This window comes from Collinsella sp. CLA-AA-H302 (genome assembly GCF_040093305.1).
GTDB lineage: Bacteria > Actinomycetota > Coriobacteriia > Coriobacteriales > Coriobacteriaceae > Collinsella.
The window spans coordinates 108,441-124,212 of the sequence record NZ_JBBNJW010000007.1; the positions used below are offsets into that span (position 1 = coordinate 108,441).

Consider the following 15,772-nt stretch of genomic DNA (forward strand, 5'->3'; position numbering starts at 1 on the left):
GGGGCGAAGCGACATGGGAGACAAGAAGCGCATGCCAGAAGATAGCCGCAAGGCCCAAACCGAGAGCACGGGTCACGCGGCCCCCTCCAGCGCGACCGCCGGGCGCCAAGGCCACGAGGGCACCTCCGCCCGCTGCCACGCCCGCCGCGCGCGTGCCTACATCGCACTCGTTATGGTGGCGCTCGCCGCCACCTTGGGCGCCGCGACCTACGCCTGGTTTACCAACAACATGAAGGTCAACACCAATTCGGTGAGCGTGCACAGCGACACGTCCAAGCTGGTGCTGGAGCTGGGCGACGCCGATCGCGGCAGCTGGTCGCAGCAGGGCGATGTTTCCCTGACTTCCAATGCGACTGGCGCCGTGACGCTCTATCCGGTCTCGACCTTCGATCTCAACGGCTTTGCTGCCTGCGCGCAAAACAACTCCGCCGGCGATGCCACGGTGTTTGAGCAGGCAAAAGACAACGGTTCCGCGTTCTACCACGGCTGGATCAATCTGCGCCCCACCATTACCGGAACGGGCGCCAGTAAAGTAAAGGGTAAGGTCAGCTTGTATCTGGCCGAATCGCTGGTCCCGCAGGGCGCCGATGCCGAGCTGCTGTGCGCGGCCCGCGTGGGCATAAAGATCTCGAGCGGCAACCAGGTGCTTGCCACCAACATCTTTGAACTCGACGGCTCCGATAGTGGTCACCGCGCCGAGCACCCGGCGACTGCCCCTGCAGGCCTGGCGGGCTACACCGAGGGCATGCTCCTGGGCTGGCAAAACGGTCAGCTTACCTGCGGCGCCAACGTGACGCAGGACCCGGCCACCTTTACGCTGGACACGAGCGAGGCGGCCGCGCGTCCGCAAAACACGCTTGCCACGCTGGGGCTTGACCAGACCTATCGTCTGGATATCTATTACTACATCGAGGGTACCGACCCCGATAGCGCCGACTACCTGCATCAAGACCCGGGCACCCTGCACCTGGCCCTCTTTGCGACCTTGGACGGTGAGTAGCCATGACGCGTAAGCGACCCGCCGCCAACTGCACGCCCGCCACCGGCAAGCCCAACGCCGCCGCGCCCGCCGACACCGACCTGCGCCGCAAGCTCACCACCACCGTGGTACTGGTGCTGTTTGCCCTGGTGGCGATAGCCATGGCAACGTTTGCCTGGTTCTCCATTGCCGATAGCGCCAAGACCCGCATGCTCATGATCGATGCCAACGCCGACGGCTCGCTGCGCTTTGACCTGGACGGGCACGCCGCGTTCAACGAATACGTGCACAGCCTGGGTTTTGATCAGATCTCGGCGCGCATTACCAGCGAAAAGGGCGTGGACATCGACGCGTCCAAGCTCAAGCCCGTCACCACGAGCGACTACCAGACCTTCACCTTCGAGGACGGCTCCACCGCCGATCCCGCCACCGGCGCCTACCTGGAGTTTACGCTGCACTTTATGAGCAGTACGGACCTGCGCGTTCGCCTGACCGGGCAGGATGGCGACGGCGGCGTGTCCGGCACGCGGTTTAGCTCCGACACGCAGGGCATGGCCAGCGCCATGCGCATGAGCTTTACCGCCGACGGCCATACTTGGGTCTACAACCCCAACGGGGGCGGGGGCTCGTCCGGCGCGGCCACCGTCTTTGGGCTCGACTCGGGTGCTGCCACCGCGGCCAGCGACATGTTCGACCTGATAGCAGAAACGGACAAGCCGGTAACCGTTCGCATATGGCTCGAGGGAACGGACCCAAATTGCACTAATATGCTAAAGGGAGCTAACTATTCGGTATCGATGCGCTTCGAGGGCATCGAGGAACAGTAGATATGCACGGCGGCCATCGGGCCGCACACGGCCTAGACAGACACGGTAGTAAGGGACATCATGCAATCTGTTAAAAAAGTCGCATCCATCGCGCTGAGCGTTGTCATGTGGATCATCATCCTGGTGGCGGCCCTGTATGCGTTTACCACGCTTGCCACGCGCGAGGACGGCAGCGTCTCGGACATCGCCGGCTTCACCCCGCTCGCCGTGCAGTCCGACTCCATGGCGCCCACGTTTAACAAGGGCGACCTCATCGTCATCAAAAAGTGCGACACCTCCAAGCTCGAGGTGGGCGACATCGTGACGTTCCATACCATCATCGACAACGAGTACGCGCTCAACACGCACCGCATCGCCGCCATCGACGAGGTCAACGGCATGCGCAGCTTTACCACCAAGGGCGACAACAACGACGTGGCCGATACGCACATCATCAGCGACGGCGACATCGTGGGCAAATACCTGTTCGCGTTGCCGCAGATGGGCAAGGTCATGGACTTCCTGTCCAGCTCCATGGGCTTCCTCATTGTGATTGTGCTGCCCATGCTGCTGTTCTTTATCTACCAGGTGTATCACCTTATCGTGGTGGGCATGAACCTCAAGCGCGCTATGGCCGAGGAAGACCGCCTGGCCGCCGCGGCCGCCATCGTGGACGCCGAGGGCAAGGGCGCTGCCGCCATCGTCACCGCCGATAACGCCGCCGAGCAGCTCGCCCAGGCCGAGGCCAAGCTCGAGGAAGCCCGTCGTCTGAAGGCCGAGGCCGAGGCGGCGATGAACGCGACCAAGCAGGAGGATACCGACGGTGAGTGAGTTTCTGGGATTTGCCTGGGAGCTGCTGGCAAAGGTCGTCTACAACGTCGTTGCCGTTGTGAGCTCCATCCTTAACCTGCTGGTGTTTGGCTGGGTTGAGTACTTCAACATCTTTATGACCTACTTCACCACGTTTGACCTGGTGGGCAAGATTGGCGCTGTCATCCTGTTTGCCATGCTCATCGCGGTCCCCGTGCTGATCGTGGCCATTCTGATCCACCACTACCGCATCAACCGTCGCCTGCATCGCGACGATACGTCCAACAAGGCGCTCTATCGCGAGATCGGCCGCCTGAACAAGCAGGTGCTCGACCTCATGGACGAGAAGAACAAGCTGCTGGCGCTCAAAGTCAACGCCATGGGCGGCACCAAGCAGATTCCGTACGTGGGCGCCTCGGCCCTGGCCGACGACCATCTGCCCACGGTGGGCAACGTGGTGGGCGCCGCCGCGGGTGCCGGTGCGGGCGAGGGTGCCACGGCCGCCGTGGTGTCGGGCAACGCATCGCTCGCGCTCGATGGCGCGGGCGTCAAGGATGCCGCGGCCGCCATGGCCAAGGCCACCGTCGAGGCCAAGACCCTTGCCGAGGAAAAAGAGATCGCCCAGGCTAACCGCTTCCCCAAGCTGTCCCTGGTGGACCTTAAGTACCGCGACTGGGAATCGCCGGTCTACGACGATGCCATCTCGCTGGAGGACTTTGTCGACAGTTTCCGCGCGTTTGCGTGCAGCCAGATGAAGCTTTACTACACGCCCGAGATCATCCGCCGCTTTGTGGCCGGCATGGCCGCCTCCAAGCTGCTGATCCTGGAGGGCATCTCGGGCACCGGTAAGACGTCGCTGCCCTACAGCTTTAGCCGCTACCTGGATAACCCCGCGACCATCGTGTCGGTGCAGCCGAGTTTTCGCGATCGCACCGAGGTGCTGGGCTACTTTAACGAGTTCTCCAAGCGCTTTAACGAGACCGAGTTCCTCCGCGCCGTGTACGAGGCGGGCCTTCGCCAGGACCCGTCCATGATCGTGCTCGACGAGATGAACCTCGCCCGCGTGGAGTACTACTTTGCCGAGATCCTGTCGGTGCTCGAGATGCCCAGCCACGACGAGTGGGTGCTCGATCTGGTCCCCACCCAGTGGGCCGCCGACCCCAAGGGCCTGCACGACGGCAAGCTCACCATCCCCGACAGCCTGTGGTTCATTGGCACGGCCAACAACGACGACTCCACCTTTACCATCACGGACAAGGTGTACGACCGTGCGATCCCCATCGAGCTCAACGAGCGCGCCGACGCGTTTGAGTGCGAGCCGCACGAGCGCGTGCACGTGACGGCCGACCACTTGCAGTATCTGTTCCAAAAGGCCAAGGTCGAGTATGTGATCGACGAGGAACTGCTCCAGAAGATGCACAAGTTGGACCAGTACCTGCAGACCCGCTTTAAGCTGGCCTTTGGCAACCGTATCATCAAGCAGATGTACGACTTTATCCCCGTGTACGTGGCGTGCGGCGGCACCGAGCTGGGCGGCATGGACTACATCATCGCCCGTAAGGTGCTCAAGAAGTTTGAGTCCATGAACGTGAGCTTTGTGCGCGACGAGATGAAGGGCCTGATCGAGTACATCGAGAAGACCTTTGGCGAGGGCGGCCTGCCCGATTCCGTCATGTACCTGCAGCGGATCCAGAACTTCTACTAATGGCGTAAGTGCGGGGCGGCGTGACGTCGCCCCGCTCCTTTCCGATCGATCCAACCTATGGAGTAACCCATGTCCGAGACCATTCAGGACCTCTATACCAGCTTCTCCGAGCAGATGGAGCCCATCCAGGAGGACAGCCGCTACTTTCGCTATCTGTTTGAGATGGCGCAGGCCTCGGGCACCACGATCGAGCAGCAGCGCGAGGAGCTCGTCAAGGTGGTGGACGAGGAATGGATCAGCATGATCGAAGACTCGCTCGACGCCATCAACACCATTATCGAAAAGCCGCGCCGCTTTATCACCACCGAGGAAGAGGTGGTGCCGGTCTCGCTCGCCAAAAAGATTAGCGCCGACAGCGTCCGTCATCTGAGCCAGAACACGCAGTTTTTGGCGCCGAGTGAGGACGGCGGCGTTCACCCTACGCGCATCCTCAACGTCAATACCGTCGAGACGTACGACCTGTACGAGAACCGCTTTATCTACCACCTGATTCAGCGCCTGCTGACGTTTGTGGACAAGCGCACCGATGTGATCTTTTGGTCGACGGGCAACGAGATCCGCAACCGCTTTAAGATGCACAGCAAGATCGACGACGCGTACGAAGAGATCGAGTACAACGTCGAGATGACGGTCAAAAACCGCCAGAGCTTTGCCGAGAACGACGCCGACAACATGGACGTCTTTATGCGCATCGACCGCGTGCGACGCCTGGTCATGGCGCTGCGCGGCGCGTCGTTCTGCCAGATTATGAACGGGTGCAGCGCGGTCCGTAGCCCCATCCAGCGCACCAACCTCATCATGAAGGACCCCAACTACCGCAAGTGCTACCAGCTGTGGCAGTTTATGGAGCGCTACGACAAGGTGGGCTACAACATCGACGTGCAGCAGCAGGCGCTGGCGTTCGATGACGAGTACATGGTGCAGATGTACACCAACCTCATTAACAACTACGCCGTCTTTAAGAGCCTGACCGACGATGAGCGCAACCTGCAGGAGCTCGAGAGCGTGCAACACGCGCCGGTGGCGCCCAAGTTTATTAAAGAGATTAAGGAGGTGCAGGTCGATAGCCCCGACCTGCCCGATGTCGAGGTCCGTCGTGTGTTTGTGGAGGAGGTCACGCAGGCCCAGCTCGATGCCGAGCAGGCGCTGGCCGAGGCACGCGAGCAGATTGAGGAGCTGCAGGGGCAGCTCAAGTCCTGGAAGGTGCAGGCGCACGCGCTGACCGACGAGCGTGACGACCTGGCCGACGAGCTGGACGAGGCCAAGACGCGTGAGCTGGCGTTGACGCAGCGCGCGCAGATTGCCGAGGCAGACGCCGAAGAGCTGCGCGGCTCTCTGGAGGATGTCGAGGCCGGCAAGAAAGCCGCCGAGGAAGCTGCCGCCGAGGTGCGTTCGACCGCTGCGGCACAGCTTGAGCAGATGCGCGCCGAGACCGATGCCGAGGTCGCGGCTGCTCACGCTGATGCCGATGCGAAGGTTGCCGCCGCCGAGCAGGCAGCCTCTGAGCAGGTCGCACAGGTCAAGAGCGACGCTACCGCGGCCCTTGCTGCCAAGACGGCTGCCGATGCCGCCGAGCTGCAGGCCGCCAAGGATGCCGCCGCGGCTGAGCTTGCCGGCGTGCGCGAGGCGTGCGCTAAGGAGGTTGCCGAGCTGCATGCCAAGCTGGACGCCGCTCAGCTGCAGATTGAGGAAATGCAGCTAGCGGCTGAGCGCGATGCCCGCGCCGCGCAGGAGGCGGCAGACGCCGCCGCGGCAGCAGCGGAGCAGGCGCTTGCCGACACCGTCACCGCGGCCGAGGAGAAGGTTTCCGCCGCTCAGCAGGCGGCCGATGCCGCGATCGATGCCGCCCGTGCTGCCGCCGATTCTGCCGTCGAGCAGGCTGCGGTGGATGCCGACGAGAAGGTCGCCGCTGCCGCTGCCGAGCGCGATGCCGCCGCGCGTGCCGCCGAGGAGGCTCGTGCCGACGCCGACGCGCGTGTCGCCGCAGCCGAGCTCGAGGCAGGGGAGCGTATTGAGCAAGAACTCGCCGCCGCCAAGGCCGCGCACGAGCGCGAACTCGAGGCCGCCCGCGCGGAGATGCAGCAACGCTTGGACTCGTTGGCGCATGAGCTGGAGCAGGCCGAGCGCAATCGCGAGCGTGCCGAGCGCCGCGCCGAGGGCAACAGCCTGTCGCGCTATCTGCTGGCCCGCCTGCGCGGCGAGGCTGGCGAGCCGGCTGCGGGTGCCGAGACGGCCGCGGGCGCCGAGGGCGACGCTACGGCTTCTGCAGAGGACGCCGCCGAGGCCACTGACGCCGCCGACACTGCGCTTTCTGCAAAGGACGACGACAAGTGATGAAGCACGTGCTCCGCGTGATCAACGTGCTGGCGACCGTGGTGATTCTGGTCGCCTTTGTGGTGTTGCTGCGCACGGTGTTCACGCCCGCCGGCGAGATTCCCACCATCATGGGCTACGGCTTTATGCGTACGCTGACCGGCTCGATGGAGCCGGCGATTCCCGTGCACTCGTTTATCGTCGTCGATACCGACAGCAGCCAGGCCTACCAGGTAGGCGATATCATCACCTTCCATTCGTCCGATGACGCGCTGGAGGGTTCGCTCAACACGCACCGCATCGTATCCGTGGAGGCCGCGTCCGACGGCACGCCGGTCTACCGCACCAAGGGCGATGCCAATTCGGTCGAGGACGCCGCGCCCGTGCCCGCTGCCGACGTGGTGGGCCGCGTGGTCTTTATCTCGGCGGGGCTGGGCGTGGTGGTCTCGCTGCTCACCAATCCGCTGCTGTTCTTTCCGTTTATCGTGGTGCCGCTGATCGTGCTGCTGGTGCTCGAGATTCGCCATATGGTCAAGACCACCCAAGAGGTGGCGCGCGCCGAGGACGAGGCCGCCCTGCGCGCGGCCGTGGAGCAGATTCGCGAAAAACGCCGTCGCGAGCAGGAGGGCCAGGACAGCGCCAAGGACCAGGGCGATGGCGAGAGCGCCGAGGAATGTGCGGAGGCCGGCCCCGGTGCCCCAGACGATTCCAACCACTCGGCATAGCTTATCCGCGCCTTTCGTCCCTACAGTTTGGACGCTCGTATATGTTCTGAATCGTCCGCATTTCCATATCAATATTCGTGCTACAGTTTGAGCGCTTTGTTGCCAATTGATTTCGGGGGAGTGGAATGGAACAGGAGCGCGCAGCGCAGCACGCACGCGAAAAGGCTTCGGTACCGATGACGGCGGCGTCCGATTTTGTCGTGCCCGAGGGAACTGACGAGCTGAGCCGCAGCACCCGCCGCGCATGGCGCGACCGCCTCAACGACGCCCAGGCGCGCAAAATGGCCCTGGGTACGCTCGCCGCGTTTGCCGGCGGTACGTTTTGGGGTTTTTCCGGCACCAGCGCCAGCTACCTCTTTGACGTGTGCCATATCGAGACGTTTTGGCTGATGAGCGTGCGCCAAGTTATCGCTGGCCTGCTCTTTATGTTCGTTGTGCTCAGAAAAGACCGCGACCGCTTGATCGAGCTGTGGACTACCCCCGCCGATCGCAAGCAGCTCATTCTGTTTACGATCTTTGGTCTGCTGTTCAACCAGCTTTGCTATCTGTCAGCCGTGCGCCTGACCAACGCGGGCACCGCGACCGTCTTCCAGTGCCTGCAGCTGGTGGTCGTCATGGGGTATGCCTGCGTCACCGCGCATCGACTGCCGCGCACGCGCGAGGCGCTTGGCATTTTGCTCGCTTTGGGCGGAACGTTTTTGATCGCCACGGGCGGCGACCCCAGTACGCTCAGCATCTCGCCGATGGGTCTGCTTGCGGGCCTTTTGTGCGCCGTGGGCGGTGCCTGCATAGCAATCATCCCTGCCGGAATCCTCAACAAATACGGAAGCCCGGTCGTCACGGGCTCGGCCATGCTTTCGGCGGGAATCGTGATGAGCATCTTTACCCAGCCGTGGGCGCATATGCCGGCGCTCGGGCCCTCGGGTGTCGGTGCACTCGCGATATTTATTGTGGTGGGGTCGTTCTTCGCCTATATGTTCTACATGCAGGGCGTTAAGGAGATTGGCTCGGTGCGCGCGAGCCTCCTTGGAACCATGGAGCCGGTTTCGGCCACCATCACCAGCGCCCTTATGCTGGGAACGGTGTTTTTGCCCACCGACCTGGCGGGTTTTGCCATGATTATCGCGATGGTGTTCCTCACGGTGTAGCTGGCGCCAAGACGGAAAAGGTGTTGTGCCACATTTTCGCCAATTGATGTCCGTGTCTGGAGTTTAGCTGTCGATGCTCAAAATGCCATAAACTAGTAATGTTATGGACTTTTTCATTGCGACTCAATTGCGAGGATTTCTTTATGGCTGGTAATCACTTTAAGGGCAGCGATAGCGGCCGTCCTGCAGTTCCGCCGCGTCCGAACGGGGCTGGTAAGGCCGGCACGCCGGGCGGCGCTGGGCAGGGCGGTTCCGGTAGGCGCGTATCCCCGGGCGAGACGGCGATGTTTACCGCTCTGTACGAGCAGTCTCAAAAGGCAAAAAAGACCGGCCGTGCAAGAGGGAATGTCTTTGCGGGCGGTGCGACCTCCACGTCGCAGCCGAGCGGGGCTCCTTCGGTACCTGCGAACAACGCAAGCGCTGCCAACGCCGTGAATGCCGCCGGCAACGTTAATGCCGGCAAGGCAGCCAACAATACCCCCTCTGCCGGTGGCGCGGGGCTTACGGGTAACCTTGGCACGATTTACACCGGCGCCTCCGAGACTGGCACGTTCGCCCGCCTGGATGATGGCGGTGCCCAGTTTGCGGGCTCGGGTTCCAAGGAAGATTATTACGATTTTGGCTTGAACTACGGTAGCGACGCTTCGTCGAGTTCGACCTCTGACGGTCTGGTCCGTCATCGCCATCGCAAGGGTGAGCGCAAAAAGCGTCACACTGGCGCCATTATTGCCGCTGTAGTCGCGGTGCTTCTCGTTGCGCTTGGCGCAAGCGGCTTTATGCTGCTTAACTCGGCAAAGACCGTAAAGAGCGAAGCGAAGGAGGCTGTCGAGATCGTCGGTGGCCTTAAGGACAAGGTCACGTCGGGCGATTTTTCGACGCTGCCTGACGACGCGAAGAAGATTGATGAGCTCTGCGACAGCATGAAGGCGGAGACCTCGAGCCCGCTGTGGACGGCGGCTTCGTTTATCCCGGTGTATGGCAGCGACATCAATGCTGCCCGCACCATGATCGACGCCCTGTCCGATGTCTCGAGCAATGCGCTGGTTCCCATGGCCGATAACCTTTCGCAGGCCACGCCCGGCAAGCTGTTCCAGGATGGCATGATTAACGTGTCCGCGCTGCAGGCGGTCGCCGATTCGCTTTCCAGCAGCTCGAAGGTGTTCAAGAGCGCCAACGAGAAGATCCAGGGTATTGGCGATACTCATATTTCCCAGGTGACCGAGCTGGTCGATAAGGCCAAGGACGGCTTTGCCACCCTCAACGGCGCGGTTGGCGCGGCGGAGAAGGTCGCCCCCGTCCTTCCCCAGATGCTCGGCGCCAACGGCCAGACGCGCAACTACCTTGTGTATGCCATGAACAACGTCGAGATTCGTGCCTGCGGTGGCTTTGGCGGTTCGCAGGGCCTGATTTCGGTTACCGACGGCCAGATGTCGATTGGCGACTTTGTCCCATGTATTGCGCTTGGCAAAGACGAGGCGGTTGAGAGCGTCGACGAAGAGGACGAGGCACTGTTTGGTGACCACAGTAACCTGTACAACTCTGGTAACGCGTATTCGCCCGATTGGCCCCGCAACTCGCAGCGTGTCGCAGCCCTGTGGAAATCTCAATATGGCCAGGACGTTGACGGCGTCGTGGGTATCGACCCGGTGTTCCTGCAGTATCTGCTGGGCCTCGTCGGTAATGTCTCGCTGCCCGACGGAACGGTTGTCGACGGCACCAACGCCGCAAAGGTCCTCATGCACGATGTGTACTGGAACTATCCGGTCGAGGAATCGGACGGCATCTTTGCGGCTGTTGCCAGCGCCGCCTTCGACAAGATTCTCGGTGGCATCGGTGACGTCGACGTTACAAAGCTTGTCGGTGCATTCGAGCGCGGTGCCGAAGAGGGCCGTCTGATTGCTTGGATGAGAAACGATGATGAGCAGAATGCCATCAAAGAGACGGGCATTGACGCTTCGCTGCCCGATCCGGATGATCCGAGCGCCGATCCCGTTGCCGGCGTTTACTTTAACAACCTGAGCTTCTCCAAGCTCGACTGGTACCTGAACGCTGATACGCAGATTGGCCAGGGCGTCAAGAACGGCGACGGCACGTGCTCGTATCGCATCACCGTTACCCTGACGAACATCATGACGCAGGAGGAGGCTGGCAAGCTGCCCAACTACGTTGCGGCGAGCGCACCCGATGCCGCGCGTGACGACGAACGCCTGAATGTCTCACTGTTTGCCCCGACGGGCGGCAACATCAGTGACCTTACGGTTGAGGGCACCCAGTTTGGTCTTGGCGCCGCTACGTGGCATGGAATCCCCTTCTATTCGGGCACCGTTGACCTGCATGCTGGCGAGACGACGACGATCACGTATACGCTGACCACGTCGGCCGAGGCGGGGGACAAGCCGCTTACGCTGCGTCAGACTCCTACATGCCAGGCGGCTCGCGACAGCGCGTCGGCGTAGGGTTTTTCTGATAGCGCAGATAATCGAGTACCATTTTGGGGCGGACAGGCAATCTGTTCGCCCCTATTTTGTAAGGAGAGCGCATGAAGTACTTTGGCACCGACGGCTTTCGCGGTGAGGCCAACGTTGGGCTGACGGTAGAGCACGCTTATAAGATTGGCCGTTTTGTGGGCTGGTATTACGGCGCCAACCGCGAGCGCAAGGCGCGTGTCATCGTGGGCAAGGACACACGTCGCTCGAGTTATATGTTCGAGGCGGCGCTGGTGAGTGGCCTGGTCGCGAGCGGTGCGGACGCCTATATGCTGCACGTGATCCCCACGCCGGGCGTAGCGCATCAGACCGTGGAAGGCTGCTTCGATTGCGGCATCATGATCAGCGCGAGCCACAACCCGTTTTGCGATAACGGCATTAAGCTCGTCAATAGCGACGGTTTTAAGATGGACGAGGACGTACTGGAGCTCATCGAGGACTACATCGATGGCAAGAGCGAGGTGCCGCTGGCCACGGGCAACTACATCGGCGCCACGGTGGACTACATGCAGGGCCGCAACCGCTACATTGCCTCGCTCATCGCCAGCGCGAACTTTTCGCTGCAGGGCGTCAAGATCGGTATCGACTGCGCCAACGGCTCGGCTTCCTCGGTGGCCAAGCCGGTGTTTGACGCGCTCGGTGCCGACGTGCGCGTGATCAACGCCGCGCCCGATGGCTTTAACATCAACGTCGACTGCGGCTCCACGCATATGGAGCGCCTACAGCGCCACGTGGTGGAGCAAGGCCTGGACGTGGGTTTTGCCTATGACGGCGATGCCGACCGCTGCCTGGCCGTGGATGAGCGCGGTCGCGTGGTAGACGGCGACCAGATCCTGTACGTGTGCGGCGTGTATCTGAACAAGCACGGTCGCCTTTCGGGCGGTACCGTGGTGCCGACGATCGCCAGCAACTTTGGTCTGGTCAAGTCGCTGGAGCTTGCCGGACTGAGCGCCGTGACCAGCGGCGTGGGCGACCGTCACGTGTATGCCAAGATGCGCGAGGGCGGCTACAGCCTGGGCGGCGAGCAGACGGGCCATACGATCTTTGGCGATATCGAGCGCACGGGCGACGGCATTATGACCTCGCTGCGCGTGATGGAAGTGATTCGTGCCGAGCGCGAGACGCTCTCGCAGCTCACGGCTCCGTGCAAGCTGCTGCCGCAGGCGCAGGTTGCCGTGCGCGTAGCGGATAAGGACGCCGCGCTCGAGAACATGGGCGTGCAGAACGCCATCGCCGAGGCCGAGACTGCGCTGGCAGGCGAGGGCCGCGTGCTCGTGCGCAAAAGTGGAACCGAGTCGGTGATTCGCGTTTTGGCCGAGGCGCCCGACCAAGCATCCGCCGATGCCGCCATGAAGCGCATCGCCGCTGCCCTGGAGGCCCTTTAGTTACGCGGTTTTACCAAACCGCGTAACGGCTCGACGCTACAAACGACCCCAAGCGGCAATCTGACGTTCAATTTCACCCGGCACTTGGGGACGTTCCTATTGTGCCGGCATGAAAGGAACGTCCCCAAGTACCGGGTCTCTGGCTTAGATGAAAAAGGGGCGCCGCGGAACCAACCCGCGGCGCCCCCTTTGCGTTGGCGTGTCGCCTAAGCTTTAAAGCTCGTACAGCGTGGTGAACTTGTCCTGCAGGTAGCTGCAGTAGTAGCGGGCATCGAACGCCATGCCGCAAGCGCCCTTGATGAGCTCCGGCGCGTCCTTGGCGCGGCCCCACTGCCAAATGTGCTCGCCCAGCCACGCGCGGACGGGTGCCAGGTCGCCGCTCGCACAGGCGCCATTGAGGTCGACACCGTCGCGGCACATGGCCGGCACAAACATGGCGTCGTAGGCGCTACCCAGCGCATACGTGGGGAAGTAGCCAAACGAGCCGCCGCTCCAGTGCGTATCCTGCAGGCAGCCGTGCGTGTCGTCGGGAACGGGAATGCCCAGGTACTCGTTCATAAAGCGGTTCCAAAGCGCGGGGATGTCCTTGGCCGTGGCTTCGCCGGCAAACAGCATGCGTTCAATCTCGTAGCGCACCATAATATGCAGCGGATAGGTGAGCTCGTCGGCCTCGGTGCGGATCAACGACGGCTGCGCGATGTTCACGGCGCGGTAGAGCGTGTCCTCGTCGACGTCGCCGTAGACCTCGGGTGCGTGGCGGCGCAGCACCTCGAGCAGCGGTCCCATAAAGGCGCGGCTGCGACCCACGGTGTTCTCGAAGAAGCGGCTCTGGCTCTCGTGGATGCCCATGGAGGTGCCACCCTCAAGACAAGTGCGCGCATAGGCAGGATTGACGCCCAGCTCGTACATGGCGTGTCCCGCCTCGTGGATGATGCTGTAGACGTTGGAGATGCAGTCGTTCTCATAGATGTGCGTGGCGATGCGCGCGTCGCCCACCGAGAAGCCCTCGCTAAACGGGTGCTCGGTAAAGGCGAGCGTGGTGTCGTTCAGGTCCAGGCCGACGAGCTTCATCAGGTCGAAGCTTATGGCTCGCTGGGCGGCCTCGGGCACATGCGCGTGCAAAAAGTCGGCAGTAGGCTGCTGGCCGCGCTCGCCGATGGCGTGCACGAGCGGCACGACGGTGGCCTTGACCTCGTCGCAAAACGCGTCGAAGCTCTGTGCGGAAAGGCCGCGCTCGTACTGGTCGAGCCAGACATCGTACGGGTCGCGCTTGGGGTCCATGAGCTCGGCCTGATGTTTAAGCTGGGTGACGATTCTATCCACATAGGGCTCAAAGCTCGCCCAGTCGTTGGCTGCCTTGGCCTTGTGCCACACGGCGTCGGCCTCGCAGGTGAGCCTGGTCCAGGCCTCGGCCTCCTCGGTGGGGATAACGCACGCCTCGCGCTGGTCGCGGCCGAGCACGCGGATCTCGTCGAGCAGCTGCGGGTCGTCTACATGTCCGCCCGCGACGGTCTCGCGCGCCAGCGAACGCACGAGCTCGATAGACTTTTCGCTGGTCAGGAGCTTATGATGCTCGCCGGCGAGGGTACCCATGGCGTCGGCGCGCGCTGCGGCGCCGTTGGCGGGAGCAATGGTCGCGCCGTCAAACTCGGCAATCTTGAGCAGGTACTCGCGGGTCCACAGCTTGCCCTCGAGCTTGCGGAACTTCTTGACGGCCTTATCGACCTTCATGCCCTTGGGCGCCTTGCCCTCCGCGGCCTTGGCCTTCTTATCGAGTTTCTTTCCCATACCATATCCTTAATCTCGCAGACCGGACGCCACGGGTGGGCGTGCGGTCAGTTTGCACAGCTACCTACTTTGTACCCAGCGCGAACAAAACGGAACGCGGCGATGCACACGCAGAATGTGTTATCCTATAGCCCAATGCGTTGACGGAGAGGGTTTTGCCCGCCGCGTCGCCGGCAAGAGAGGGAGGGTCATGGGCTGCAAGCCTTCCTGCGGTGGCAAGGACCAAGCGTTCACTCCCGAGCAGCGACCTCAACGGGCGCGCGGCTAGCGGCGGCGATGTCCCCAGTAGGGAAGCCGTGAGCCTCGCGATAAGGGGCGCAGAGTGGGCGCGGCGGGCCAGACATCCGCTGGGTCAAACAAGGTGGTACCGCGGAATTCAACCGTCCTTGGGCAATGTACATGCCCGAGGACGGTTTTTTGTTACCGAACCGGGCCGCACATCCGTAAGCGTCGGGCGGCGCCAGCCACCCCGGCAGGCGGATGCGCGAGAGACGAAAGGGAAGACATGAGTCTGATTGATGATCTGGTCAAACTCGAGGAAGAGGCCAAGGAGCTCGTCGCAGGCGCCGACGACGCCGCCAAGCTCGAGGCTGCGCGCGTTGAGCTGCTCGGCCGCAAGGGCCGCATCACCGGCCTGATGCGCATGATGGGCAAGCTTGCTCCCGAGGATCGCCCCGTCATGGGCAAGCGCGCCAACGAGATGCGCCAGCTGATCGAGGGCATGCTCGATGAGCGCACCACCGAGATGAAGGCCGCCGCCCTCAAGCACGCACTCGAGCACGAGGCCGTCGACATCACGCTGCCGGGCATCCGTCCGCAGATTGGTCACCAGCACCTGATCAAGCAGATCATCGAGGAGGCCGAGGACATCTTCTGCGGCATCGGCTACACCGTCGAGTCCGGCCCCATGGTCGACACCTCCTACTACAACTTTACCGCGCTCAACGCCCCCATGGATCACCCGAGCCGCTCGGCCCGCGATACCTTCTACGTGGTCGACAACAACCCCGGCAGCGTCGCGCACCCCGAGGCCCACGCCCATGGCGAGTCCGACGTGCTCCTGCGCACCCAGACCTCGGGCGTGCAGATCCACACCATGGAGTCGCAGAAGCCGCCCATCTACATGATCTGCCCGGGCACCGTCTACCGTCCCGATACAGCCGACGCTTGCCACCTGCCGCAGTTCAACCAGATCGAGGGCCTGGTCGTCGACGAGGGCATCACCTTTGGCGATCTTAAGGGCACGCTCGACTACTTTGTTAAGTGCATGTTTGGCGAGGATCGCAAGACGCGTTACCGCCCGCACTTCTTCCCCTTCACCGAGCCCAGCTGCGAGGTGGACGTGAGCTGCCACGTCTGCGGCGGCAAGGGCTGCAACTTCTGCAAGCACAGCGGCTGGATCGAGATCCTGGGCTGCGGCATGGTCGACCCCAACGTTCTTATCAACTGTGGCATCGACCCCGAGAAGTATACCGGCTTCGCCTTTGGCATTGGCGCCGAGCGCGTCGCGGCCCTGCGCTACGACCTGCCCGACCTCAGAACGCTCATGACGGGCGATATGCGCTTCTTAAATCAGTTCTAGGCCCGGCGGCTTTCCCAAGCACCGCACCTTGCCTTTCAATCGTCG

General features: G+C 62.5%; 11 protein-coding genes. 10 read left to right on the top strand and 1 reads right to left on the bottom strand.

What is annotated here, in order from left to right; translation table 11 throughout:
* The first annotated feature begins 13 nt into the window (after window positions 1-13).
* The 9 genes from AAAV21_RS06755 (at window position 14) to glmM (ending at window position 12,357) form a co-directional block, all read left to right on the top strand.
* Window positions 14-1,000, top strand: coding sequence for a hypothetical protein (locus AAAV21_RS06755; protein WP_349108330.1), 987 nt, complete (start codon window positions 14-16; stop codon window positions 998-1,000).
* Between the two features lie 2 nt (window positions 1,001-1,002).
* A complete protein-coding gene (locus AAAV21_RS06760; RefSeq protein ID WP_349108332.1) occupies window positions 1,003-1,806 on the top strand; it encodes a hypothetical protein in 804 nt (267 codons plus the stop codon).
* 60 nt (window positions 1,807-1,866) lie between these two features.
* Window positions 1,867-2,616 carry a signal peptidase I gene (locus AAAV21_RS06765; RefSeq protein ID WP_349108334.1) on the top strand — a complete coding sequence of 250 codons (750 nt, stop codon included), beginning with the start codon at window positions 1,867-1,869 and terminating at the stop codon, window positions 2,614-2,616.
* Window positions 2,609-4,300 (top strand): hypothetical protein, encoded by a 1,692-nt coding sequence (locus AAAV21_RS06770; RefSeq protein ID WP_349108335.1) that lies wholly within the window; start codon window positions 2,609-2,611, stop codon window positions 4,298-4,300. Before AAAV21_RS06765 ends, AAAV21_RS06770 begins: the two co-directional genes overlap by 8 nt.
* Window positions 4,301-4,369: 69 nt before the next feature.
* Window positions 4,370-6,634 carry a DUF2357 domain-containing protein gene (locus AAAV21_RS06775; RefSeq protein WP_349108337.1) on the top strand — a complete coding sequence of 755 codons (2,265 nt, stop codon included), beginning with the start codon at window positions 4,370-4,372 and terminating at the stop codon, window positions 6,632-6,634.
* A complete protein-coding gene (locus AAAV21_RS06780) occupies window positions 6,634-7,338 on the top strand; it encodes a signal peptidase I (RefSeq protein ID WP_349108338.1) in 705 nt (234 codons plus the stop codon). Before AAAV21_RS06775 ends, AAAV21_RS06780 begins: the two co-directional genes overlap by 1 nt.
* A 125-nt stretch (window positions 7,339-7,463) precedes the next feature.
* Window positions 7,464-8,486 (top strand): EamA family transporter, encoded by a 1,023-nt coding sequence (locus AAAV21_RS06785; protein ID WP_349108339.1) that lies wholly within the window; start codon window positions 7,464-7,466, stop codon window positions 8,484-8,486.
* Window positions 8,487-8,629: 143 nt separating this feature from the next.
* The gene (locus AAAV21_RS06790; protein ID WP_349108341.1) at window positions 8,630-10,942 is read left to right on the top strand and encodes a DUF4012 domain-containing protein; all 2,313 of its coding nucleotides are present in this window, start codon (window positions 8,630-8,632) and stop codon (window positions 10,940-10,942) included.
* An 83-nt stretch (window positions 10,943-11,025) separates the two neighbouring features.
* A complete protein-coding gene (gene glmM / locus AAAV21_RS06795) occupies window positions 11,026-12,357 on the top strand; it encodes a phosphoglucosamine mutase (protein WP_349108342.1) in 1,332 nt (443 codons plus the stop codon).
* 213 nt (window positions 12,358-12,570) lie between these two features.
* Here glmM and AAAV21_RS06800 read toward each other — a convergent pair whose 3' ends face one another.
* Entirely contained in the window at window positions 12,571-14,145 is a 1,575-nt protein-coding gene (locus AAAV21_RS06800; RefSeq protein ID WP_349108344.1) for a carboxypeptidase M32, read from the bottom strand.
* Between the two features lie 505 nt (window positions 14,146-14,650).
* On the opposite strand from AAAV21_RS06800, the gene pheS reads away from it, so the two are divergent.
* Complete coding sequence (gene pheS, locus AAAV21_RS06805) at window positions 14,651-15,727, top strand: phenylalanine--tRNA ligase subunit alpha (RefSeq protein WP_040359117.1); 1,077 nt, start codon at window positions 14,651-14,653, stop codon at window positions 15,725-15,727.
* The last annotated feature ends 45 nt before the right edge of the window (window positions 15,728-15,772 follow it).